Origin of the sequence: Streptomyces sp. NPDC020898, from assembly GCF_044333925.1 — a bacterium.
In the GTDB taxonomy this organism is placed as follows: Bacteria; Actinomycetota; Actinomycetes; order Streptomycetales; family Streptomycetaceae; genus Streptomyces.
This window is the reverse complement of the sequence record NZ_JBIRRV010000028.1, coordinates 69,290-93,365: the sequence shown is the minus strand read 5'-3', so window position 1 is coordinate 93,365 and position 24,076 is coordinate 69,290. Positions and strand designations below refer to the sequence as shown.

Annotated in this window: 19 protein-coding genes; 7 read left to right on the top strand and 12 right to left on the bottom strand. The window is 69.7% G+C overall.

Going from position 1 to position 24,076, the window contains the following annotated elements:
- The first annotated feature begins 41 nt into the window (after nucleotides 1-41).
- From ACH4TV_RS44920 to ACH4TV_RS44910, 3 genes are all read left to right on the top strand, one after another.
- A complete protein-coding gene (locus ACH4TV_RS44920) occupies nucleotides 42-575 on the top strand; it encodes a hypothetical protein (protein WP_398407222.1) in 534 nt (177 codons plus the stop codon).
- Between the two features lie 138 nt (nucleotides 576-713).
- The gene (locus ACH4TV_RS44915; RefSeq protein WP_398407221.1) at nucleotides 714-1,409 is read left to right on the top strand and encodes a hypothetical protein; all 696 of its coding nucleotides are present in this window, start codon (nucleotides 714-716) and stop codon (nucleotides 1,407-1,409) included.
- A gap of 130 nt (nucleotides 1,410-1,539) precedes the next feature.
- Nucleotides 1,540-2,949: a PE-PGRS family protein gene (locus ACH4TV_RS44910; protein ID WP_398407220.1), complete on the top strand. Its 1,410-nt coding sequence runs from the start codon at nucleotides 1,540-1,542 to the stop codon at nucleotides 2,947-2,949.
- Between the two features lie 119 nt (nucleotides 2,950-3,068).
- Here ACH4TV_RS44910 and ACH4TV_RS44905 read toward each other — a convergent pair whose 3' ends face one another.
- Together ACH4TV_RS44905 and ACH4TV_RS44900 are read right to left on the bottom strand one after the other, a co-directional pair.
- A complete protein-coding gene (locus ACH4TV_RS44905) occupies nucleotides 3,069-3,908 on the bottom strand; it encodes a hypothetical protein (RefSeq protein WP_398407219.1) in 840 nt (279 codons plus the stop codon).
- A 39-nt stretch (nucleotides 3,909-3,947) separates the two neighbouring features.
- The gene (locus ACH4TV_RS44900) at nucleotides 3,948-4,208 is read right to left on the bottom strand and encodes a WXG100 family type VII secretion target (protein WP_398407218.1); all 261 of its coding nucleotides are present in this window, start codon (nucleotides 4,206-4,208) and stop codon (nucleotides 3,948-3,950) included.
- 228 nt (nucleotides 4,209-4,436) lie between these two features.
- Here ACH4TV_RS44900 and ACH4TV_RS44895 point away from each other — a divergent pair, with 228 nt between their 5' ends.
- Entirely contained in the window at nucleotides 4,437-4,697 is a 261-nt protein-coding gene (locus ACH4TV_RS44895; protein WP_398407217.1) for a WXG100 family type VII secretion target, read from the top strand.
- 114 nt (nucleotides 4,698-4,811) lie between these two features.
- Here ACH4TV_RS44895 and ACH4TV_RS44890 read toward each other — a convergent pair whose 3' ends face one another.
- From ACH4TV_RS44890 to ACH4TV_RS44875, 4 genes are all read right to left on the bottom strand, one after another.
- Nucleotides 4,812-9,287, bottom strand: coding sequence for an FtsK/SpoIIIE domain-containing protein (locus tag ACH4TV_RS44890; RefSeq protein ID WP_398407216.1), 4,476 nt, complete (start codon nucleotides 9,285-9,287; stop codon nucleotides 4,812-4,814).
- A gap of 62 nt (nucleotides 9,288-9,349) precedes the next feature.
- Nucleotides 9,350-11,698, bottom strand: coding sequence for a PQQ-binding-like beta-propeller repeat protein (locus ACH4TV_RS44885; RefSeq protein WP_398407215.1), 2,349 nt, complete (start codon nucleotides 11,696-11,698; stop codon nucleotides 9,350-9,352).
- Between the two features lie 162 nt (nucleotides 11,699-11,860).
- Entirely contained in the window at nucleotides 11,861-13,546 is a 1,686-nt protein-coding gene (locus ACH4TV_RS44880; RefSeq protein WP_398407214.1) for a serine/threonine-protein kinase, read from the bottom strand.
- Nucleotides 13,547-13,630: 84 nt separating this feature from the next.
- Nucleotides 13,631-14,479, bottom strand: a complete 849-nt coding sequence (locus ACH4TV_RS44875; protein WP_398407213.1) for a menaquinone biosynthetic enzyme MqnA/MqnD family protein — start codon at nucleotides 14,477-14,479, stop codon at nucleotides 13,631-13,633.
- 312 nt (nucleotides 14,480-14,791) lie between these two features.
- Between ACH4TV_RS44875 and ACH4TV_RS44870 the strand changes: the two genes are divergently transcribed.
- Entirely contained in the window at nucleotides 14,792-14,995 is a 204-nt protein-coding gene (locus ACH4TV_RS44870; RefSeq protein WP_006380707.1) for a cold-shock protein, read from the top strand.
- A 125-nt stretch (nucleotides 14,996-15,120) separates the two neighbouring features.
- Here the strand turns inward: ACH4TV_RS44870 and ACH4TV_RS44865 are convergent, their stop codons facing one another.
- Together ACH4TV_RS44865 and kstD are read right to left on the bottom strand one after the other, a co-directional pair.
- A complete protein-coding gene (locus ACH4TV_RS44865) occupies nucleotides 15,121-15,927 on the bottom strand; it encodes a DsbA family protein (protein WP_398407243.1) in 807 nt (268 codons plus the stop codon).
- Nucleotides 15,928-16,007: 80 nt separating this feature from the next.
- On the bottom strand, nucleotides 16,008-17,744 hold the full coding sequence (gene kstD, locus ACH4TV_RS44860) for a 3-oxosteroid 1-dehydrogenase (protein WP_398407212.1): 1,737 nt from the start codon (nucleotides 17,742-17,744) through the stop codon (nucleotides 16,008-16,010).
- 183 nt (nucleotides 17,745-17,927) lie between these two features.
- Between kstD and ACH4TV_RS44855 the strand changes: the two genes are divergently transcribed.
- A complete protein-coding gene (locus ACH4TV_RS44855; RefSeq protein ID WP_398407210.1) occupies nucleotides 17,928-18,407 on the top strand; it encodes a hypothetical protein in 480 nt (159 codons plus the stop codon).
- Nucleotides 18,408-18,422: 15 nt separating this feature from the next.
- Here ACH4TV_RS44855 and ACH4TV_RS44850 read toward each other — a convergent pair whose 3' ends face one another.
- Nucleotides 18,423-19,004 (bottom strand): DUF6817 domain-containing protein, encoded by a 582-nt coding sequence (locus ACH4TV_RS44850; RefSeq protein WP_398407209.1) that lies wholly within the window; start codon nucleotides 19,002-19,004, stop codon nucleotides 18,423-18,425.
- Between the two features lie 226 nt (nucleotides 19,005-19,230).
- On the opposite strand from ACH4TV_RS44850, the gene ACH4TV_RS44845 reads away from it, so the two are divergent.
- Nucleotides 19,231-20,121: a LysR substrate-binding domain-containing protein gene (locus tag ACH4TV_RS44845; RefSeq protein ID WP_398407208.1), complete on the top strand. Its 891-nt coding sequence runs from the start codon at nucleotides 19,231-19,233 to the stop codon at nucleotides 20,119-20,121.
- A 98-nt stretch (nucleotides 20,122-20,219) separates the two neighbouring features.
- Here ACH4TV_RS44845 and ACH4TV_RS44840 read toward each other — a convergent pair whose 3' ends face one another.
- The 3 genes from ACH4TV_RS44840 to ACH4TV_RS44830 form a co-directional block, all read right to left on the bottom strand.
- On the bottom strand, nucleotides 20,220-21,350 hold the full coding sequence (locus tag ACH4TV_RS44840; RefSeq protein ID WP_398407206.1) for a hypothetical protein: 1,131 nt from the start codon (nucleotides 21,348-21,350) through the stop codon (nucleotides 20,220-20,222).
- Between the two features lie 78 nt (nucleotides 21,351-21,428).
- On the bottom strand, nucleotides 21,429-23,327 hold the full coding sequence (locus tag ACH4TV_RS44835) for an AMP-dependent synthetase/ligase (protein WP_398407241.1): 1,899 nt from the start codon (nucleotides 23,325-23,327) through the stop codon (nucleotides 21,429-21,431).
- Nucleotides 23,328-23,649: 322 nt separating this feature from the next.
- Complete coding sequence (locus ACH4TV_RS44830) at nucleotides 23,650-23,961, bottom strand: DUF4229 domain-containing protein (protein WP_398407205.1); 312 nt, start codon at nucleotides 23,959-23,961, stop codon at nucleotides 23,650-23,652.
- Nucleotides 23,962-24,076 lie beyond the last annotated feature (115 nt).

Sequence of the window (24,076 nt, the reverse complement as noted above, 5' to 3'; positions counted from 1 at the left end):
ACGAGGGCGTTGCCACTTGAGAACACAGAAACCGAGGGACCATGCAGTACACAGAGAAGACCCCGAAGGCCTGGTCAGCTGTATGCATCGCGATTTACCTGGTCGGTATCGGTTATATGGGAATCGATACGATCCCAGACGAATTCGGCCTCTGGCTCGGCCTCTCCGCGCTGTTTCTTCTTCTCCTGCTTCCCTGCCTCGTGGTCCCCTTCTCGAAGGTCATCTACAACCGCGTCCGGATCGACTCCCAGGCCCTGCGCGTGGGCCGGGAGCGCATCGCTCTCGCGGACATCGACCCCGCCTCCGTCCTCGCCGCAGCACAGGCGGAACCGCCGGCCGTCGCTCAGCGGTACGCCACGTCGCTGAACACGATCGACGCGCCTCTGCCGGCACTTCGCGCCGCGGACCAGAACAACGCCCGTCTCGTAGGGGGCGGTTGGGGTGTCCCCATGGGCATGGACAGCGTCGTGATCCGCACCCGGCAAGGTGAGCAGCTGCGCATTGCCACTCGTTACCGCGGGGCCTTTGTTGCTGCGCTGGCCCAGGCTGCGGCCGCCCCGCCTCGGCACCCATAGGTCGAGTACGCCCTTTCGGATACTTCCCCGGGCGACCCTGTAGATCTCCCCGGTGACTGGTAGTCCCCTGTCCGGCCTGCCAAGCCTCGTCGATACAGTTGCACGGGCAATTCCCGAGAAACGGCATCGGAGGCGCACATGGCGTTCGGCAGGAGCAGCAAGGCGAAGTCGGCGGAAGAGCCCCCTGTGGAGCAGGTCAGATGGGAGAGCGCCCACAAGTTCGTCATCGGTTCGCTCGAGCGCCCGAAGTCGCTGAAGCGGGCACGGTCGGCGTGGGGGAAGCCCGCCGTGCGAGTGCCGCAAGGCGGCAAGGACTATCCGGTGCTCGCTCCCTGCGCGTTCCTCGGTTCGTCGTCCGTCGAGCACCTTCCGTCGCGTCCCGAACTCACGCTCTACCAGGACCCCGACGCCCAGCATCTCCTGTGCTACGTCGAGGAGGGCCGTGAGGTGAACGGAGAACTCCAGTACAGCGTGCGGGACGCGCAGGGAGAGGTCATCGGAACTCTTCGCCGTATTCCACCCAAGCGGCCGTTCAAGCACACGTGGTGCATCGAACAGCCCGGACACCCAGAAATCGTCGGGCGTAACGAGTGGGCGAGCGGGGGTGCCGGCCAGGTGGCCACGCGCGTTGCCATGCGTGCCGCCTTCGAGGTGGTGGACGGCCTGTTCCACGCGGGCACGGACGACGGGGCGAAGACCAAGCCACGGACGCTGGAGTGGCGAGCCGGGGACGATGTCGTCATGACTTCGGAAGGGAGCGCGCAGGTACAGATCCAGAAGAATTGGGTCGACCGCCGTCTGGCGTTCGCCTTTGCCCTGGTGGGAGACCAGTGAGCATCGTGTGTGCATCACGTATTCGCACCCCGGTTGCTTGATCGCGCGTAGGGCAGCGATGCATACGATGTGGCATCCGCTCGCCACCAAGCCGGCGCCGGTACAGGGTTGAGCAGTGGAGGGGCGAGGCGTGAGGACCGTCAACCCGGATGATCTGGACCAACTCGCCAAGCTCCTGGACGGGCGAGGCGGTGTCCAGGACAAGCTCGACGAAGCATTCACGAGAGCTTCGCAGCTGGGTGTCACCAGCAAGCTGACCTCACTCAAGCCCCTGCGAAGCTGGACGACCGACGTCGGCCCGGATCTGCGCAAGCGTGCCTCGATCGCCCGGCTTGAGAGCGGAGACCCCGAAGCCGGGATGCGCTGGGCAGGATTCAGCCCCCAGGACATCGAGAAGTACCTCAAGGAACACAAGGAGGGGCTTCCCCCCGACGAGATCCTCCTCGCCAACTCCGTTGCCGCCAGCAACGATCCGAATGCTGGTGCCTTCAAGCGGAAGTCCAACGAGTCCCTCAATGACTGGATCTCGCGGATCGAGACACACGCCCTGGCACAGATACCCGGGCTCGAGCCGCATGCCGCGACGATCATCAGCGTGATCGACCTCTACGGCGACTGGAAGTCGGTCAACGGGACCGCGGCCACGATCACCATCCAGGGAGCGTCGCTGACCAAGGTCCTGCTCGGCAACTCGTTCAAGCGAGGCATGCTCAGGACCTGGAAAACCCGCATCGGAGTCTCGCTGCGAGGGACGAACAACGGCCTGCTGCGCTGGTCGGGCACCAAGCTCATCAGGTACACGCCGCAGATCCGTTCGCTCGGCGCACCCGGCAGCTGGTTCCCGAGCAAGTTGAGCCAGTGGGCCCAGACGGTACCGGGCACCAAGGGCAAGATCGCCGAACTGACGGGCAAGGGCTACGACGCCGTCCGCAGCCTTCAGATCATGAAGTCGCCCCTCTGGAAAGGTGTTTCGGCCAACAAGGCCATCAACTTCCTTGTGGGTTCCGACGCCCTCGCGGCCCGGTACGGAGACCTCACTCACTCGGGGCAGGCAGTCACCCGGGCCGGTAACGCCAGCCTCGTCAAGGTGACGAGCAACGTCTACTCCAAGGCCCGCGGTCTCGGATTCAGCCGCACGTCGTCACTCGGGAAGGGGCTGGCCGGGGCGACCAAGGTATCCGGCTTCCTGCGTGGTGCGGGCATCGCCGGAAGCGCTGCCTCGACGGTGTTCAGCGCCGCGAACGTCGTCGCCCAGGGCAACCCCGTCAAGGCATTCCAGCGCAACGGCGCAGGTTACGTCGCCGACGTGGCCGAGGTCGGCTTCAACGCCTCCATGACCGCCGCCATGATCGCCCCCAACCCGGTCACCATCGGCCTCGCGGTCGGCTTCGGAGCCGTCTACGCGGGCGCCAAGGTCGTCGAGCACTGGGACGACATCAAGAAGGGCGCCGGCGAGGCGACCAAATGGGTCGGCGACAAGGCGAAGGACCTGGGCAAGAGCATCGCCAAGTCCAAGGCGAATCCCATGAACTGGTTCTGACGGGTCACCTGTTGGCCCATGCGTACGACGTCACGGGATGACCCGGTGTACGGCGCCGCGGTGCTGCGGCGCCGACTCCGCCACCGCAGCAGACGCCCCGTGCGGTACGAACGCCTCCGTCACTCCTCTTCGATCAGCAGTTCTTCCCCGTCCGGCAGCAGATCCGTGATCTTCTCCCAGACCTCCGCCGAGTTCGACCGCACAAGGACCAAGGCGCTGTCCGGGGTGACCTGGCCGGGCATGATGGGTTCTTCGGGCTGTTCGCGGATCCAGTAACCGAGAGGGCCGCAGTCCCAGACGCCGATTGCCCTGACCATCGCGGCGCGTTCACCGTCGTGCTTACCGTCCCAGGCTGTGGTGATGCGCCAGGTGGCGTTGAGGGAGACGACCAGGTCGAGGAACTGGCCGAGGGAGGGGTCCTTGAGCTTGTTGTCCGCTTCGGTCAGAGCCGCGCGGACTAGTTCGCGAGTCGCGTCGTCGTCCTCGCCGGGCTCCTCCAGGGCGACGAACGCGGCGTCCAGCGCCGCCATGGTCGTCTCGACGCGGAGCTCGGGTGCGCCATCCTCGGGCTTCTCACCACGGTGCAGGTTCACCTTGCGGGCGAGCTCCCACACGAGGGTGTTGGGCTCGATCGAGACGTACTCGGACTCCTCCTCTCCCGGCCAGCCATCGTGGGCGATCACCGCCTCCTGCCCCACGATCACCCCATGGTTGACCGGCCCGTGCTCGCCCGTCACCTCCACCTGGACCATCACCACGGGATCGGCGAGGGCGCCCAGCAAGTCCCGTAGCAGCGGGGCCAGTTCGCCCTCCTCGCCGACCAGGCCGATGCCCTGGAGCTCGACGAGGGAGTCCCAGAGCTCGTCCGGGGGTGTCTCGCCGTCGAGGAGGTGGGCGAAGACCGCGATGTGGCGGTCGGCCAGCCGGAAGCGTGCTCGGGAGCTGTCGTACGAAGGCACTGTTCTCGTTTCCTCCCGTGAGTCAGCGGTGGCGCCGGCTCACTTCTTCGGGTTCTGAAGGTCCGTGGCGCTCTGGGCGCACTGGTGCGCCTCGTCCCGCAGTGCCTTGGCCACCGTGCCGCACGTCGTGTGCCAGGTCTTCAACTTGCCTCGTACGTCGTCGGCGTTCGGGCCCGCCCAGGTCTTCATCGCGGTCGTGCTGTGATTCTTCGGAGTGTTCACGAGCGAATCGATGTGATCGGCCAGGGACCTCAACCGCGCGGCACGCTGGTTGAGTTCCTGGATCTCAGGATTTGCCATAGCAGCCTCCCCCGCTGTGTCAGGAGCCTCAGCATACTGCCGGTGCATGGCCGCTTCCTTGGGCCCCCTGCCCTGAGCAACGCCCATGTGCAACGGCGTAGATCAGGCCCCACGGGTCGCGGAAGATCTCATCCCGGGCAGCGCTGGACGGGAACTATGGGTAGTGCGGTAGCGTCCCCTGTTGCAAACGGATAGTCCGTTTGCCTGTGTGACACGGGGAGGATCGCCATGGATCGCGGTGCAGATCTTCATCGGCTTCGGGACCTATCCAAGACCTTCGGTCGGAAGGCCCAGGAGCTCCAGGTTCTCATCAGGGCCCTGGAGACGGCCACTTCTGAGAGCTCGAGCTACTGGAAGGGCCCCAAGGCCGACCGGTTCCGGGACGACTGGCACGACGTGAAGCCGACCTTCGACAAGTGGGTCGACACGCTGAACGACGCCAGCAAGTCGGCGAACACCAGCGCCGACAACATCGAGCGCGCCACCTGATCCAGGGGCGACCGTCGTACGAAGCCGGGGCACCCACCTCCAGAAAGATCCCGGAGGGCGGGTGCCCCGGCCTTTGTGACTCCGTGCTGTGTCTTCGTGCTCCTCAGGCCGGTCTCAGCCGTTCATGACCGCCTGGATCGGCATGTAGGTGCCGCCCGAGATCAGCAGACCGCTGCCCACCGGGCCTCCCCCGCTGTTGGCGGGCAGCCGGATACCGAAGAGCTCGCCCTCCTGCGGGCTCTGGGGCGTCAGCAGCATGCCGTTGCGCGACTTGCGGGCATCGACCGCGAACCCCCGGTACTGGCTGGAGAGCGTGTCCGTCGTGCCCGCGGCGAGGAGGCCCACGCCGCCGTCGACGCCCTTGCGGATGACGCCCTCCAGGGCCTCGTCCAGCGGAGTGTCGTACAGGAGTTCCGCGTCGTCCACCACGACGACGTACGGACGCTCACCGACCTGCTGCTGGAGTTCCTCCAGGTCGAATCCCGAGCTCTCCGCGTTGAGGACACCGAGCACGCCCTCCCTGCCCTCCAGGTCCCTCAGTGGCGACCGGCGGGGAGTGATGATCACAAGGGCCGTGCCGACCCGCAGCAAGGACTCCGCGGCGCTCAGAAGCGCCGTCGAACGACCGGACTTGGGCGGGCCGGCGATCACGAAGCCGGGGCCGTTCTCCTCCAGGTCGACACCGAGGGGCCGCAGTTCGTCGCCGCCCACGCACAGCAGCGCCCACAGCGGCGACGGCACGAACTCGGGATCCAGTGCCAGCGCCTCGGCAGCCGTGATACGCGACGGCAGGGCGTCGACACGCATCGGACGGCGGGCCACCGGCAGCCGTCCGTAACGCGCGGTCGTCTCCTCCGCGATCTCCCGCAGCGCCCGTACCTGCGCCTGACCTGCGGGATCCGCCGTGAGCAGGCTGATCTGGGCCTCGTCCACTCCTACGTCGGTGATGCGCAGCGCGCGGCCCGCAGGCATGCTCTTGGGCACCTCGCGGGCCTGGAGCCCCGCCGTGGAGTAGTCGTTCGGGTCCGAGAACCGCAGCACGAGCCGGTCCGCGAAGGCGGACGAGACATGGCCGCTCAGGCCGGTCCGGTCGGCGGTCATGACGACCTTCAGTCCCACCGCGGAACCTTCACGGAAGATTCGCTGGGCCACCTCGAGCAACTGCCCGTAGTTGTAGGCCTCGAAGGTGGAGACGAAGCCCTCCCAGCCGTCCAGCAGCAGGACCATCCACGGCATCCGGTCCTCCGGAGCGGCGCTCGCACGCTGCTCGGCGAGGCTCGACGCGCCCTCCATGGCGAGGAGTTGCTGGCGCCGGGCGATCTCGACGAGCAGCCGGTCGATCAGGCGCCGGACCCGGTCGGGCTCGTCGCGGCTGACCACGGCGCCGACGTGCGGCAGCCGCATCAGCGGGAGGAGCGCGTTCGACCCGCAGTCGATTCCGTAGACGTGGACGTCGTGCGGAGATGTGGTGCGGGCCAGCGACCCGGCCAGCGAACGGAGCGCCGTGGACCTGCCGGACCGGGCGCCGCCGAGCAGCAGGGTGTGCTCGCCGTGGACCAGGTCCAGCGAGATGGGCTTGCGGCTCTGCTTCGCCGGCAGGTCGATCAGACCGAACGGGATCGGCGCCACGTCGTCACCGGCGGCCGACTCGTCGCCGTACGCGGTGAGTTCGTCCAGCGTGACGAGGTCGCCCAGGGGCGGCAGCCAGGGGCTGCGCTGTTCGCCGAAGCCCATCCGCTGCGCGCCGTCCCGGACGGCGTCCACGAGGACGGCGAGGTCGGTGACCATGGTCCCGTCGTCCTCGGCCTCCTGGCGCCTGGGCAGGGGGCGGCTGTACGAGCTCCACGGCAGGGGGAGCATCGTCGCCCTGGGGCCGCTGCCGCCGGTGGCGGGCCTGCGGCCACCGATGCGCGCCGACTGCACGCCGACCAGAGACTGGGCGCCGGAGCGCACATACGCGCGGCCCGGTGTGGACTTGGCGATCGCGCCCGAGTCCGGGGCGTCGATGACGTCCATGGATTCGGAGGCGTCCGTCACGCGCAGGGCGATCCGCAGGTTCGTGTTGGCGCGGATGTCCGCGCTGACGACACCGGCGGGCCGCTGGGTGGCCAGGATGAGGTGCACGCCGAGGGAGCGGCCACGGCGGGCGATGTCGACGAGTCCCGCGATGAAGTCGGGGAGTTCGGCGACCAGTGAGGCGAACTCGTCGATGACCAGGACGAGTCGGGGCATCGGCTCCAGTTCGGGACGGAGCTTGCGGGTGTCGTTGTAGTCCTCAATGTCCTTGGTGCCGGTGTTGAAGAGGATGGTCTCCCGGCGGTGCAGTTCGGCCGCGAGCGAGGCGAGGGCCCGCTCGGTCAGGTGGGCGTCGAGGTCGCTGACCATGCCGACCGTGTGGGGCAGGCGGGCGCAGTCCATGAAGGCGCTGCCGCCCTTGTAGTCGATGAGTACGTAGTTCAGGGAGTCCGGCCGGTTGGCGACGGCGAGCGAGGCGATGATCGTCTGCAGCAGCTCGGACTTACCGGCACCGGTGGTACCCGCGACGAGCGCGTGCGGGCCGTCGCGCCGGATGTCCAGCACGAACGGGCCGTCGGCGGCGATACCGATGGGCGCGGCCGTCGTGGAACCGCCCGCCTGCCAGATCCGCTGCACATCCGCGCCGTCGATGTCGGGCATGCCCAGCAGCGAGAGCAGCCGGGCGGCGGTGGGCAGCGCGCTGTCCGCGTCGTCACGGCTGACGTCCCGCACGGGGGCGAGGGAACGGGCGAGCAGTTCGCACCACTCGGGAGTGACCTGGTCGGCCAGCACCTCGCCGACCGACTCCATGCCGTAGCCGCGTACCCGGACATGGTGCGCTGCGTCGGGCGACCAGACCACCACGGCCTTGCACTCCTCGGGCAGCAGCCGCTCGTCCTCGTCGATGCACAGCGCGAGGATCCCGTACTGCGGTCCCTCGGTGAGGAGTTGCGGAACTCCGGGCACCCGGCGCAGCAGCCGTGCCCCGTCGAGGATCACCAGGATGTTGGTGTCCGGGTACATCTGCCCCAGCATGTTGTTCTGCTCGCGGGCCGCCTTGCGCCGGCTCAGCTCGTTCAGCAGCTCGTTGACCCGGCGGGCGATCGCCTCGGAGTCGGACGCGACGAGCGCGACGCAGTCCTGCCCCTGGTCGGGGTTGGTGTGCGGCAGCCAGTGCACCCAGTTCCACTCGACGCCGATGGCCTGCGTCGCGGAGAGCGAGACGAGCGAGAGATCCCGGGGGCTGTGCAGGGCCGCGGCCTGTACGCCGAGCCAGCGGGCGGTGGCCAGGGCCCTGGCGCGGTCGCCCGCGATGCCGACCACGCCGAGTTGGGTGAACGGCAGGGCCACCGGCACGTCCGGCAGGACCGGGGGTTCCGGCCGGTCCTCGTCGTAGCTGTTGCCGCCGCGTCCCATGGCCAGTTCGACGTCGGACGGCAGCCCGCCCGCGCCGATCCGCAGCAGCATCGCGTCAGGGTCGGTGAGTCTGCGTTCCCACAGCCGGCGGCGCGGTCCCGTGGCGAAGAGCAGGATCTCCGCCGGGTCGGGCTGGTCGGCGCGCCGGGCGCGCTGCTCCTCCTTGCCGACGACGACCAGTTCGGCCTCGTGGGCGGCGAGATCCTTCTTGTACTGCTTCATCGAGGTCTTGTGCTTCTTCTTGCCCTCGCGGTTCTCGCTGAACCACTGGCCCGCCATCATCATCGGGCTCATCAGGCAGAAGAGCAGCATGTAGATCTGCTTGGTGACGAAGTACATGGTGAGCCCGAACACCATGGGCATGAACGCCATGATGACCTGGAAGCGGGCCCGCTCGCCCTTGCTGGGCGGCTGCGGGACGACGAGCCGCCGCCGAGGCCGCAGGGGGTTCAGCCGGGGCGGACGGTTGTAGGCGAGGCCACCCTCGCTCATCGCGGAGAGGTGAGCGTCCGGCTGACCGACCTCGTCGAGCACGAGCAGCGAGTCACCGACGTGCACGACACCGCCGAGCTGCCATGGGGTATCGGTCTCCACGGCCTCGTCGTCGAGCAGGACTTCCGTTTCGCCCTGCGCGCCGAGTACGGCGCCGCCCTTGACGTCGATCCGCAGCCGAAGGGCCACGGGCGGCAGCGAGGGGTCGGGCAACGCCAGTGTGCAGGTGGGAGCCGATCCGACGGTGGTCACGCCGGCGCCCAGACGCACCACGCGACCGGAGGCGGGACCGCCGGCCACCCTCAGCTCGTACTGGCCGACGGGTTCGCCCTTGCGCAGCAGCGGGCCGACGTTGTCGTCGACGGACACCCGCATGCCGTCCCGCAGTACGGACGCCGCCGGGGCCGCGGGGTCGCAGTAGAGGCCGTCGGCCCACAGGGACGGCGGTCCCGTCCGAGGTGTGCCGTAGCCGGGCAAGCCGGCCAGGGACGTACCAGGCATCGGGACGACGACGTTCGGCGCCGCCCTCCCCGGCAGCCCGCCGGGCCAGGCGGGCGTCTCCGCCAGACTCTCCGCGACGTCGCCGGCCGTGGCCGCGTCGTCCGTCGTGATCACGACGTCCTGCGGTTCACCGCCCTCGCGCACGACTGTCACCAGCACCCGCATCGTGGTTTTCCTCCCCGTGGGCCCTTGCGGCCACAGTCGTTCCGGTATCGGTCCCGCCTGCGTCAGACAGCGGGCAGTGCGTAGATCTCGTAGCCGTGGGTCGCCAGCAGGCGGTTGCCGGCGAGCGCGACCTGCCAGGGCTCACCGGGGTCCTTGTTGTCGTTGTGGACCCAGCGCGCGGTCCCGGTCCTCGCCTCCATGGCGAAGATGCCGCCGCCGTCGGCGAACGACGCACCGTACAGCGTCTGCCCGGCCCGCAGGAAGGTCGTCGGGGCCTCGTCGGCGCCGGGGTCCTCGCACAGCCAGATCTTCCTGCCGGTCCTGACGTCGACGGCCCAGACGCCCTGATCGTAGTCACTGGTGTAGAGGACGCCTTCGATGACCGTGGGGTCGTTGAAGCCGCGGCGGCCGTTCGGGGACAGCGTCCAGCTGGTCTCTCCGGTGGCCGCGTCCACCGCGGTCAGCGTCTCGCCCGGCAGAAGGACGAGACCCTCGGCGACGACGGGCGTCCAGCTCCAGTCGTCGCCCAGTTTCTTCGTCCACAGCTGCTCGCCGGTGGCGGTGTCACGGACGGTGAGGTTGTACTTGGAGTCGGCGTAGACGAGGTGCTTGCCGGAGACCGAGCCCTCGACGTCCCAGTTGTCGGTGCCCCAGTCGCGCATCTGCGCCCACACCTGCCTGCCCGAGGTGTGGCTGATCGCGGCGACCCCCTTGCGGTAGTCGGTGGCGCTCTGCGAGTCGCTCGAATCCGTCACCGTGACGTAGACGTTCTTGTCGTCCATGGCGATGGTGGCGTCGATCTCGAGGTTCTTGCTCAGGCGGCTCCGCCAGGCCTCCTTGCCCGTGTTCACGTCCAGGGCCACGAGTACGCCGTCGTAGTCGCCGTCGGCCAGGTACACCCTGTCGCCGTGGAAGAGGAGTTGGGCGCCGGGTCTGCAGACGCCGTCGCGGGACCAGCGCACCTTGCCCGTCTTCACGTCGTAGGCCACCAGCGGATCCCCGCTGATCAGCAGCAGGCCGTCGTGGACCAGCAACGGCAGCCCCGGAGTTGTGCTGTCCTCCGCCACCGACGTGTGCCACAACGCCTGCGGCGCCGTTCCCGCCGGAGGCGTCGTGAAGCTCTCCGCGACCGGCTCGGCCGAACCGCCCGCGCCCGCCGCCGGGCCCGCCGTGTCCGGCGTGCCGCCGTCCCGGGAGAGCCACCAGGCCGTGCCGCCGCCGAGCGCGGCCACGGCCCCGGCGCCGCCCGCCGCGAGCCCGAAGAAGCGGCGCCGGGAAGGGGCCGGCCCGGCCGGGGCACCGAGCTGGACCGTGCCGGGCAGGGGTGTGCCCGTTCCGTAGCCGTGGACCGGTGCGGGTGTGGCGCCGGGCGCGGTGCCGTAGCCCGGCGGTACGCCGTACCCCGGTGCCGGAGTGCCGCCCGCCGGAGTGCCGTAGCCCGGCTCCGGGGTACTCGCGGTGGCCGGCCCGTCCAGCATCGTGGGCGGGTGCCCGAATGCCGCGGGCACCGCCGCCGGAGCCTCCAGGTCCAGGATTCCCGCCGCGTGCGTGGCGATCGTCGACGCGACCGCCGACGGAAGCCAGTCGTTCAGTACACCGGCGACGCCCTGCGGTGCCAGTACCGCCACGATCTCGGCCGGGGCCGGACGCTGCGTCGGGTCCTTGAGAAGGCACGCGCGGATCAGGCCCAGCAGAGACGTCGGTACGCCCGTCAGGTCCGGCTCGCCGTGCACGACCTGGTAGAGCATCGCCGCGTGCGAGACGGCGCCCTCGCCGAACGCGTTGCGGCCCGACGCCGCGAAGGCCAGCACCGCGCCCAGGGAGAAGACGTCGCCCGCCGTCCCCGTGTCCTGTCCGAGCGCCTGCTCCGGCGGCAGGTAGCCGGGCGAACCCACCACAACTCCGGTCTGTGTCATACGGTTTCCGTCCACCGCCCGCGCGATGCCGAAGTCGATGACGCGGGGGCCGTCGGCGGCCAGCAGAACGTTCGAGGGCTTCAGGTCCCGGTGGATGAGGCCCGCCGCGTGGATCTCCTGGAGCGCCGCGGCCAGGCCCGCGCCGAGGGCGCGAACCGTGTGCTCGGGCAGCGCGCCGTGCACGTCGACGACGTCGGTGAGATCGGGGCCGAGCACATAGGCCGTCGCCAGCCAGGGAAGCGCGGCGTCCGGGTCGGCGTCGACGACCGGGGCCGTGTAGCGGCCGGAGACCGCCCTGGCTATCTCGACCTCGTGCCGGAAGCGGCGCCGGAAGTCCGCGTCCGCCGCCAGATCGGGGCGTACGACCTTCACCGCGACGGTACGGCCGCCAGGCGACCGGGCCAGATAGACCCGCCCCATGCCACCGGCGCCGAGCCGCCGCAGCATCCGGTAGCTGCCCAACTCCCGTGGGTCGTCGGGCTGCAGTGTCTCCATCGTCGAGCCTTCCCCGTTGTCGTCAAGCAGTTGCGCGCGTGGTGCGTGTGACGGTGTTCGCTATCGCAGACACAGTAATGAGCGCGGGAACGGCCTGAGTGACAGGGGCATGAGCAGGAGAGGGGTGCGGGTCCGCCGTCACTCGACCCGGTGCCCCACCCTTCACCCCACCCGCGACATCCGAGCCACCGGATCCCCCGCCCCCGGGTTGTCCGTGTCGTACGTGAGGTCGTCGCCGGTCGGGGTCAGTCGGACCGTGTGGGAGCCCGTCGTGCACACGTCGCGGTTCGACTTGTCGGCGATGGACGTGACGATGAGCTGGGTCTTCGTGACCTCTTTCAGGATCAGTACGTCGTCGCAGGTGCCGCCGATCTGGTCGGTCTGGCGGAAGGTGCCCAGCGTGCCGCCCACCGCGGCCTGTCGGACCGTCACCCGGAAGGTTCCCATCGGCAGCGCGCCGTCGAGGGCGACGCCGGGGCCCTCCCAGGTGCCCAGGTAGGACGCGGGGACAGCGGTCGCACCGCTCGCCGGGTCCGGCACCGTGCTCGGTGCCGGGCTCTGCGCGTCGTAGCCCGTGCCGCCCGCGTCCTGGTCGGAGCCCTGGCCGGCGTCCTTGCTCGCGGTGCTGGAGTCCCCGCCCTTGCCGGGCAGCAGGTCGAAGACGAACGCCGAGCCCACCGTCACCGTCGCCAGTGCGCCCGCCACCGCGAGGGCGACCGTGCAGCTCAGTCTCCGTCCGCGACCGTCGGCCACGGGTGCCGAGGTCGCCGCCACGCTCACGGTGACCTTGCCCGGTCGGCGGTCGGGCAACTCCGGCTCCGAGTCCCGGAGTTCCGGCATCACCGGCGGCGGCCCGAACACGCCCGCCGCACCCCCTGCCACCGCTCCCACCCCTCCCACCGCGGGGCTGCTGAACCCCACCGGCCCGGACAGCGCGCCCTCGCCCGCCTCCGTGACCTCCAGGTTCAGCAACGCCACCGCCCCCCGGCTGACTCGCTCCACCATGGGCCCCGGCAGCCACCCGCCGGCGACCAGTCGCGCCGCGCCCTCCGGAGCGAGCTGCCGGGCCACCTCGTCGGGGGCCGGTCGCGCTGCCGGGTCCTTCGCCAGGCACCCTTCCACCACCTGCCGCAACTTCCCGCCCAGGCCGTCGAGTTGGGGCTCCTCATGGACGACCTTGTACAGCAGGGCCGCTGAGGAGTCGCCGGGGAAGGGGGACTTGCCCGTCGCCGCGTACGCCAGCACCGCGCCCAGCGAGAAGACGTCCGCTGCTCCCGTGACCGGCTTGCCGAGGATCTGTTCCGGTGACATGTAGCCGGGTGAGCCGACCGAGACGCCGGTCGAGGTCAGGGACGCCGTGCCGTCGGTGGCCCGGGCGATGCCGAAGTCGATGAGGAGGGGGCCGTCGAGGGTGAGGAGAACGTTCGACGGCTTCACGTCCCGGTGGACCAGATGGAGGGAGTGCACCGCCGCCAGCGCCTCCGCCAGGCCCGCGCCCAGTGCCCGTACGGAGTCCAGGGGAAGGGGACCGTCCTCCGTGACGGCCGCCGTCAGGGACGGGCCCGCCGCGTACGCCGTCGCCACCCAGGGCACCGGGGCGTCCGGGTCCGCGTCCAGGACGGGCGCCGTCCAGGCGCCGCCGACCCGGCGGGCGGCCTCGACCTCGCGGCGGAAACGGGCGCGGAACTCCTCGTCGAGCGCGAAGTGCGGGTGCACGATCTTGACCGCGACCGTGCGGCCGCCCGTGCTGCGGCCCAGGTAGACCCGGCCCATCCCGCCCGAGCCGAGCCGTCCGAGCAGCCGGTAGGGCCCGATGACGGCCGGCTCACCGACGTCCAGTGGCTGCATGGCGCACCTCTCCCCCGTACAACATGCACAGCATGTCCACCCGTGCGCGCGCACCCGTCAGTTCGGCCCCGCGCGACCAGCAGCCTACGGCTCCAGCAGGTCGACCTTCACGTCCGCCGGGAAGCCGGTCGTCGGGCCCACCCGGCGGGCGAACTCCTGCACCGCCGCCAGCTGGGGGCCGCCGAAGCGGAAGTCGAGGGTCGTGAAGTACCGCTCCAGGACGGTCTCGTCGAACCCCTCCCAGCGGGCCGCCTGTTCGGCGACCTTGCCGACCTCCTCCAGGGAGAGGTCGCGGGAGGCGAGGAACGCCTCGTGGACCTTCCTCGTCACCGCCGGTTCGCGCGCCAGGTAGTCCTTCCGGGCCGCCCACACCGCGAAGACGAACGGCAGGCCCGTCCACTCCTTCCACAGGGTGCCCAGGTCGTGCACCTCCAGGCCGTAGCGCGGACCGTCCAGGAGGTTGGCGCGCAGGGCGGCATCTCCGATGAGCACCGCCGCGTCCGCCTCCTGCATCATCAGGCTGAGATCCGGCGGACACGTGTAGTAGTCAGGATGTACGCCATAACGCTCGGCCAGGAGCAGCTGCGCCAGGCGTACCGACGTACGGGATGTCGAGCCGAGTGCCACCCGTGCGCCGTCCAGGCGGTCGAGCGGGACCTGGGAGACGATCACGCACGACATCACCGGGCCGTCGCAGCCCACGGCGATGTCCGGGAAGGCGACCAGGTCATCGGCGTTGCGGAGGAACTCGACGAGGGTGATCGGCCCGATGTCGAGGTCACCGCGCACCAGCTGCTCGCTGAGCTTCTCGGGGGTGTCCTTGGTCAGCTCGAAGTCGAGGAGCGTCCCCGTTCTCGCGAGCCCCCAGTAGAGGGGCAGGCAGTTCAGGAACTGGATGTGGCCGACGCGCGGCCGGTTGCGAGAATTGTCCACATCGCGAGGCTAACGGGCATGGGGTACGGTTCACCCCCCAGGGCCGCCACTAACGCCCGGACGACGGCTTCGTCAAGGCCGCACGCCGCTCCTCAAACGTCCGGGTGACGTGATCTTGCCCTCTATTGCATTCGGCTGCCCGAGTGCTAAGCTCGCCGCAAGTTGCAGTTTGGTTTCCCTTGCAGTACAGAGCCTGCGGAGCATGTGACCGCGGGCTCTCGTCGTTTTCAGATGAATGCAGTTGTTTACAATTCTTTGTTTACACCTTGCAGGTTCTGGAGCAGGGCAACCCTTTGGGCCCAAGGAGGGCTTATGGCTACCGGAACCGTGAAGTGGTTCAACGCCGAAAAGGGCTTTGGTTTCATTGCCCAAGAAGGCGGCGGCCCGGACGTCTTCGTCCACTACTCCGCGATCAACGCGAGCGGATTCCGCTCTCTCGAAGAGAACCAGGCGGTTTCCTTCGACGTCACGCAGGGTCCGAAGGGCCCGCAGGCGGAGAACGTCAGCCCGATCTAAGTCTGCGGCTCTTCTGAGCCACATCCCTTGATCTGGAACGTGTGCAGTACCCAAGGAGCTCCGAGCCTTACGGCATCGGAGCTCCTGCCTTTTCCGGTCATAGCCGGCCGCGCTGGCTGGCCGGCTCAGTATCCGTAGTCCTCGGGGTCCGGAAGTGGCTGGTAGTCCTTGTACGCCTGCCACTCCCCCGGCCTGTCCCGGATCAGCTCCAGCAGTTCCGTGAAGAGGACCGGGTCGTACAGCACCCCGCCGATATCCTCGGGAACCTTGACGTCGTTGATCACGGCGGTGGGTGTTCCCGGGCCCTGCCCCTGACTCTGCTCCTCCGCCGTGCCGACGCGTTCGTAGGCGCGCTCGGAGGCGGTGACGAAGGCGCGGTACTTCATGGTCTTCACCGCCGACTCGAAGGCGGGGGTGCGCAAACCGTCGACCTGCTCGGCCAGTTCGAGCAGACGGGCGTCGGTGAAACCGTCGACCTCCTCCTCGGGCTGGTTGTCGTAGAGCACCTCGTGGTACTCGGCGAACTTGCCGGCCTCCAGCGCGGCGCGCAGCGCGTTGGCCGCCTTCTTCGAACCGCTGCCGCCGAGCCGGTCGTCGAGGAAGGAGGCCAAGGTGTAGTTGATCCTGGCCTCCCGTTGCAGCACCGCCTCCAGAAGTGCCGGACCGCCGCCCGTGACTTCGAACTCCTCGCAGACCGGGCAGCGCATGTCCTCGTAGAGGTGCACCTTGATCTCGGCGGTCGGGTCGCCGACCATGATGGTCGTGCCGTCCGCCGCGAGCCTCTCCGGCGCCTGCGCCAGAGTGGCGTACGGCTGCGGATCCCCCTGCCGCTGCCCGCATCCCGCGACGAGCGACATGCCCAGTACGGCCGTCGCGGCGACCACAACCCTCGCCGTCCTTCTTGACGCGGCGAACCGCCCCCCGTGCACCATCCGCACCTGTTGCCTCCCCAGCAATCAGCGTGACACTAGGGCATGTTCATGCGGAACGCACAGGCATATCGCCGCCGCGCTCACAGCACCCCCGCCGCCGCCAGTGCCGCCACATATCCGAACGTCATCGCCGGGCCGATCGTCGAGCCCGCGCCCGCGTAGCTGTGGCCCATGACGGCGGCGCTGGCGTTGCCGGCGGCGTACAGGCGCGGGATCGGGGTGCCGTCCGCCCGCAGGACCCGTGCCCGGGCGTCCGTGCGCAGGCCACCCTTGGTGCCGAGGTCGCCGGGGACGATGCGGAAGGCGTAGTACGGGGGCAGCCACAGGGGTGCCAGGCAGGAGTTCGGGAGGATGGACGGGTCCGTGTAGTAGTGGTCGTACGCGCTGTCCCCGCGCCCGAAGTCGGTGTCCTCGCCGTTCAGGACAAGGGAGTTGAAACGGCTGACGGTGGTACGGAGGGCGGCGGCCGGAACGCCGATCGAGGTCGCCAGGGCGTCAAGCGTCCACCCCTTGTACGCGGCACCGGAGTTGTACCAGTCGGCCGGGAGTACGAAGGTCGGTGCCACGTCCTTGAAGAGGTAGCGGTTGCGGTAGTTCTGGTCGACGATCAGCCAGGCCGGGATGTCCGGGTCGGTGGCGTTGCGCTCGTACATGGTGTGGACGACATCGCTGTACGGCCCCGCCTCGTTGACGAAGCGGGAGCCCGCCGCGTTGACCAACAGGCCGCCGGGGAGGGTGCGTTCGGCCAGACAGAAGTACGGCTCGCCGGGCAGCGGGATCGCCGGGCCCCACCAGGCGTCGTCCATCAGGGCCAGGGAACCGCCCGCCCGTTCCCCCGCGCGGATCCCGTCCCCGGTGTTCTCCTTCGCGCCGACCGTCCACTCCGTGCCGATGGGCTGCTGCTGGTACTGGTTACGCATCGCCGCGTTGTGCTCGAAGCCGCCCGAGCCGATGATCACGCCCCGCCGGGCGCGCAGGAGGCCGGGGGTGCCGTTGCGGGTGACGACGGCGCCTGTGACCGTTCCGGACTCCAAGTGGAGGTCGGTGAGGGGGGTGTTGAGCCAGACGGGCACCCCCGCCGACGTCAGCCCCGCGCGCAGTCCGGCGGCGAGGGCCTGGCCCATCGTGAGTGGGGTCTGGCCCAGGAGGGCCGCCCTCGTACCGCGTGCCAGGCACTCGACGGCCGTGGCCGCACCCTTCGCGTTCACCGCCGCGAGGGCCAGCCATTTGTAGTCGGTGCTGAAGACCACCATGCCGGACGGGACGGACAGGTACGGCGGGTTGAGGTGGGCCAGTTCGGCGCCCAGGACATTGCCGTCGAGCTGATCGGGTTCTATGGAACGGCCGTTGGGGAGACCGCCCGGCAGCTCCGGGTAGTAGTCGCTGTAGCCCTCCATCCAGCGGAAACGGAGCGGACTGTTCGCCATGACGAAGGAGAGCATGGCGGGTCCGTGGGCGAGGAAGGCCTGTTGGCGGGCGGCCGGGATCTCCGGTCCGACGACCGCCGCGAGGTAGGCGGCGGCCTTGGCCGGGGTGTCCGGCACCCCGGCCGCCAGGATCACGGAGTTGTTCGGGATCCAGATCCCGGCCCCCGAACGAGCGGCGGACCCACCGAAGGTGGGTGCCTTCTCGACGACCACGCAGGTCAGGCCCCGCTTCGCAGCCGTCAGCGCGGCCGTCATCCCGGCGGCGCCCGCTCCGACGACCACGACGTCGTACGTCCCGAGGAGCGGAGGCGCTGCGGCCCGGGCTGTCCCCTGGCCCACCGTGACACCCACGCCGACCGCGACACCTGTCGCGGCGGCGCCTGCCAACACGCCTCGCCTGGAGGGGAGTTCGGCGGGAACGACACTTTCGGTGCGTCCGGATCGGTCGGTTCGGTCGGTACGTCTCGCGGGGTCCGCTTCTGGGTTCATGGGGCGGGAATGTCGTACTTGGGTCTTGGGAAGTCAAGCGCCATGCCGGGGCGAGCTGCGCCAGGGTTAAGCGATGATGTGGGCATGACGATCATCACCCGCACCGCCACAGCGGCAGCGATATGCGCGGCGGTACTCCTGACGGGCACCGCCTGCACCAGCGACGGCGGCGACGCCCCGGAAACCTCGGCCCAGAAGTCGGCCACACCTTCGGTCACCGCCGAGCCCGCCGCCGTTGAGTCACTCGACGGTGAGACCGTCACCGAGGCTCCGAAGATCGAGAGGCGGACCATCGCCTCGTTCGCCAATGGGCAACTCGGGCGTGCCATCCCCCTCAAGGGCGGGCTCCACAAGGGGACCCTCGGGATCGCCCTGAACTGTAAGGGCAAGGGCACCGTGAAGGTCGAGGTCCCCGCGGTCGGCGTGACCTTCTCCCAGCCGTGTACGGACGTCAAGGTCACCAGCATCTACAACGAGGTCAAGGTCAGGACGGTGTACCCGGACGCGTACGTCCAGGTCACCGGTACCTCCGGTGTGCGTTGGTCGGTCTCCGCCGGGCAGTGACACGCCCTGCGGTCCTCAGCGGACCAGCAACGCCTCCACGTCCGTCCACGCCCGCCCGGTCAGCAGGGGCCGGAAGCCGGTGAACAGGGCGAGCAGGTCCGCGCCCCGGCGTTCGCGGAACGCCGGGTCCACGCGGGCCAGGTCGAGTTCGTTCGCGGTGGTCAGCTCGGCGAGGTCCTCGCACCGGCGCCGGTCCACCGTCCGCGTACCGCCGGTGAAGCGGTCGTGGAACAGTGCGTCCGGGGCGGCCAGGCCCGGGCGCGTGGTCCTGCGGTCCATCGCGGCGTACGCGTGGACGATCTCCTCCGCCTCCGGGCCGATCACTCGCGCCAGCTCGGCACGGCGGTCCAGCGAGAGCAGGGCCGTCGGGAAACCGTCGGTGCCGTAGGCGGCGTGGCAGAGGCCGGCCAGGCGGAGGGCGGGGCGGGCCTCCCAGGCGGCGAGCAGACGGTACACCCGACAGAGGTGGGCGAGCAGGGTGCCGCCGGGGTGGGCGATCTGCTGGGCGCCCAACTCCCGTAGCAGCCCCACCGCTTGGGCCGCCGTGGACGGTGGCGCGGGCGGGGTGACGGAGAAAGACGTGGGGGAAGCGGACATGGGGACGACCGTCCTCTCGGGGCGCGGAGATGCGCGAAGCGGCCCCAAGGCATGCCGAGGCACGTGGAGGTCGGCACCCGTCCGCTTCCCCGCCCCAGTGGTCCGGACCCCGGCGAGGGGCGCGGGACGGGTTGCCGCCTGGGCCCTGGACAGATCGTGACGCAGCCCTCCGTACCCAGTCAATCCTAAGGTTCTGTCATCAACTCCAAGTGTTAGCTTGGGTGTTGTGACCCTGGATGACCTGCGTGTCTTCGTGGCCGTGTGCCGGGCGGGGAGCCTGAGTGCGGTGGCCCGTGACCTCGCGTGCACCCAGTCGGCCGTGAGCCAGCATGTGCGGCGGCTGGAACGGGAGACGGGCGTCGCTCTGCTGGAACGGCATGCTCGGGGGGTCGTACCCACTGCGGCTGGGCGGGTGTTGCAGGCCGCCGCCTCGGAGGGCATCGCCGGGCTGGACCTCGCGCTGCGGCGGCTCAAGGATCTCGTCGACGGTGAGAGCGGGTCGGTGCGGGTCGCCACGGGAGCTACGACCGTGCGGCACTTCATGGCCGACGCCGTCGTGACCTTCCGGCGCCAACACCCCAAGGTCAGCCTGGAGTTCCGTACCGAGAACTCCAGTCGGGGGTGTTTCGCCGCGCTGGCCGACAGTGAGCTGGATCTGGCGTGGATCACCATCGGGTCGCCGGTGCGGGGCATCGAGCAGCGGGTGGTGATGGAACTGCCGTGGGTGCTTGCCGTACCCGCCGGTGAGGCTCTCGCGGGGCGGGCGTATGCCGAGGCCGACGATCTGCGTGACCTGCGGTTGATTCGGCTGCCGCCCAACTCCACCTCGGCCGCGCATCTCGACGCGGCGTTCGCGGAGGTGGGGGTGCGGCCGGTGTTCGACACGAGTGTCGCCGACTGGGATACGGCTCTGTTGCTGGCCGAGTTGGGGTTGGGGTGCGCGGTTGTTCCGGCCGTCCCCGATCTGGCGGTGCCGGGGGTTGAGGGGCCCGTACGGTTGATTCCGGTGCGTGACCTGTGGCCGCTTGCGGTGGGGTGGGCTGTGCGGCGGTGGGATGCGCTCAGTCCGAGTGCTCGGGCGTTCGCGGAGACCGTCTCTGACAGTTGCCGAGGTTAGGTTGTTTGTCGGCTGCGGGGCGGTGGTGGCTTGTCGCGCCCCGCGGCGGAGCCGCAGATAGATACAGCCCCGCGCCCCTATTGGGGCGCCCCAAATTACTAGGCAGCCGGACTACGGCGTACGACCTTGCCCTTTCCGTCCGCCACCAGTGACCCCGTGTCGCCGCCCGCCCCCGTCACGCTCACCCTCAGATTGAGGGAGCCCGTGAGGCGGTCTGCTGTCAGTTGCCAGGATTCCGGGGAGTGGACGCCGAGGGTGGTCCGCGCTTCCTTCACCAGGGCCGGGATGCGCTCGTACGGCAGGGAGTTGGGGTCGAACAGGGGGGCCTGGGTGCCCGTGGGCGGGAAGACCACCGACAGCATGGTGTCCTGTACGGCCACCGTGAGCGCCGGACCCTTGTCGCCGGCCTTGGTCAGCGACTCGACGGCCTGCCGCAGCTCGCCCTTGTCGAGGAACGACTGCCCCGAGCCCAGGACGACCGTGCCCGACCCCGAGGACACCACCGTCGTACTCGTCGTTGACGAGGAGGAGGACGAGGACGACGTCGAGGACGTGACCGAGGGGCTGCCCGCGTCGCTCTCCGAGCCGTTGAACCTGTCCGTCAACTCCGCGCGGAACGACAGCAGTACGACCGCCACCCCGACCAGCACGCCGACGGCGAGGGTCACGCCGTACGCGCGGCCCTCCGGCGGTTCCTTCACCGCCGTCGACTCGGGCGCCGAGTCGAGGACGGCGTCGGCCGCCCGGCGCTGCCAGTCCGGGGTCGGCTTCTTGACGAGCCGTATCTTCCACGGCCGGTCCGGCGGATACTCGACGACCACGATGTCGCGCGGCCGGTAGTCGGGGACATCAACGAGGTTGATGTGGTCGCTCATCACGACGCGGAACGCGGGCGCGTCGTCCGGGGCGACCGTGAGGTCGAAGTCGATCGGTACGTTGGCCGACAGCTCGGACCCGGTGGCGTGCAGGCTCTCGATCACCGCGAGCGCGGTGACGGGGACCACGGCCGCCAGCCGGGCCTTTTTCGGCGCCCCGGCAGCCCAGTTGAGCAGCCCGTACACCACCGGCACAACGAGGCTGCCGATGATCAGCGGCACGTCCTCGATGGCGCTGCCCACCGCGAACGCGGCCAGTCCGGCTCCGCACACGCAACTCGACAGGAACCCCCGGACGAGAGCCACCGGATTGCCGTGGGTGGTCGTCGGAGGCGCGCTCGCGGTGATCGTCATGTCGTGATGGTGGCCCTCCCAGGTGGCCGCCGGAAGGCGTGCGGACGATTGCGGACGATCACCGGGGTTACCGCTGAGCTACTGCTCGTACAGCCCTTCCGCCTCCGTCGCGAAGTCCCGCATGATCTGCATCCGCCGCAGTTTCATCGACGGCGTCAGATGACCGGCCTCCTCCGTGAAGTCGACGGGGAGGATGGTGAAGCGGCGGATCGACTCCGGCCGGGAGACGAGCTTGTTGGCCTCGTCCACCGCGCGCTGGATGACCGCTTTCAAGTCGGCGTCGTCCATGAGGAGTTCGGGCGGCACCGGATGCTTGCCCTGCATCTGGCGCCAGTGGGTGAGGCCGGGGGTGTCCAGGGTGATCAGGGCCGAGATGTAGGGGCGGCCGTCGCCCAGGACCATCGCCTGGGAGATCAGGGGGTGGGCCCGCAGCCAGTCCTCCAGGGGCGCCGGAGCCACGCTCTTGCCGCCCGCGGTGATCAGGATCTCCTTCTTGCGGCCGGTGATCGTCAGATAGCCCTCGTCGTCCAACGAGCCGATGTCGCCCGTCGCCAGCCAGCCCTCCGGCGCCGCCGGGACGACACCGTCCGCGCTCGGGTCCCAGTAGCCGCGCAGTACCTGGTCGCCCGACAGCAGCACCTCGCCGTCGGGGGCGATCCTGACCCGGGTACCGGGAAGGGGCCAACCCACCGTCCCCACCCGGGGTTTGAGCGGTGGCGTGACCGTGGCCGCGCCGGTCGTCTCGGTCAGGCCGTACCCCTCGTAGATCTCGATGCCCGCGCCGGCGAAGAATCCTGCCAGGGGCCGGCCGAGCGGTGAGCCGCCGCAGATCATGTAACGGACCTTGCCGCCCATGGCGTTGCGGATACGGCGGTACACCAGGGGGTCGTAGAACGCGCGGGCGGTGCGCAGCGCGCGGCCGGGACCGCTGCCGGTGCCGTGCCGCTGGGCCTCCACCTCCTCGCTGTACCGGCGGGCCACGTTCACCGCGCGGTCGAAGGACGAGACCCGGTTGCCCGTCTCGGCCCTGGCGCGGGCCGTGTTGAAGACCTTCTCCAGCATGTACGGGATGGCGAGCAGACAGGTCGGCCTGAAGGCCACCAGGTCGCTCAGCAGATCCTCCGACTTGAGGCTCGGGGCGTGGCCCAGCCGCACCCGCGCCCGTACGCACGCGATGGCCACCATCCGCCCGAAGACGTGCGACATCGGCAGGAACAGCAGCACCGACGCCTCCTCGTCCGTCCGTTCCTGGAAGACGGGGTAGAGGAGTTCGATGGCGTTGTCGACCTCGGCGAAGAAGTTGCCGTGCGTGAGCGCACAGCCTCGCGGGCGGCCGGTCGTGCCCGAGGTGTAGACGAGCGTGGCGAGGGTGTCGGGGCCCAACACCCCACGCCGTACAGCGACTTCCTGGTCCGGTACGTCCTTGCCCAGCTCGGCGAGCCGCTCCACGTGCCCCTTCTCGATGACCCACAGGTGCTGGAGGTCGGGGATGCGGTCGCGCTCGGGGCCGAGGGCGGCGGCCTGGGCGACGGTCTCCGTCGCGAGGGCCACGGCGCCGGAGTCCTGGAGGATCCAGCGGGTCTGGAAGGCGGAGGACGTCGGATAGACGGGGACGGTCACCAGGCCGGCCGCCCACGCGGCGAAGTCCAGAAGCGTCCACTCGTACGTCGTACGGGCCATGATGGCCAGCCGGTCGCCCGGTACCAGGCCCTCGGCTATCAGCCCCTTGGCCACCGCGAGGACCTGCTCGGCGAACTCGGCCGCCGTCACCTGGGTCCAGCTGCCGTCCGCCGCCCGGCGGCTGAGGACCGTCGCCTCGGGGGCCTCGGCCGCGTTGTCGAAGGGGAGGTCCGCGAGCGAGCCGTACGTCACCGGCGAGACGAACGCCGGTACGGACACCTCGCGCACGGCCCCGTCCAGCCGCCGGATCTCGGGCTCCACCAGGAGGGGCTCGCCGTCGTAGCCGACGGCGGTCACGATCTGCGGCGGGGTCGGGGAGGGCGGGGACGTCGGGAACGACGAGGACACGGGCGGCTCCTGTGGCGTGCAGCGGCCTTCCGGGGGCGTGCACCTCCGGTGGCGGTTCACCACGGGTGTACGACCTCGGTCACCGCTGGGCAGAAACCGGATCGTACGGCTCGCACGTGTGGGGTTCGTGCGGGTTCGGGGGTGATGGAGCGGCGGGGATGTGCAGGCTCAGGTGTCGCACAGGTTACCTGTGCCTCAACTTGCCCTATCCTGAAGGATTTTCACGTTAGCACCGGCTCAACGTGTCTTCACAGTCCTTGTTCGTCCTTCTTCACGTGATTTTGGACGGCTGGCCCTGGGCGCGTGCCGCCTCGTCGACCGCCTCGTCCTCCTGGCTGCGGTTCGCGTCCAGGTTGGCCTTGACGCGGTCCACCTTCTCGACGATCTGCACCGACGCCCGGTCCCGCTCCTTGCGCAGCGCGACGAAGCTGATCGGGGCGGAGATCACGAGGGAGAGCAGGATGATCCACATGCCGTTGGAGCTGCCCAGGCCGCGCGGAGCGATACCGGAGTAGACGAGGCCCCAGACGACCAGGAGGCAACCCACCAAGATCCCGAAACGCATCAGCGTGTAGCGGAGCATCTCAATCCACTCTTCTTCCGGTCCGAACGTTGCCAAAAACGGGCGTCATCCAGTGAAACACGCCCATGCCCCGATCTTGCAGCGGGGTGCGGGGAGGGAGGTGCGGGGAGGCACG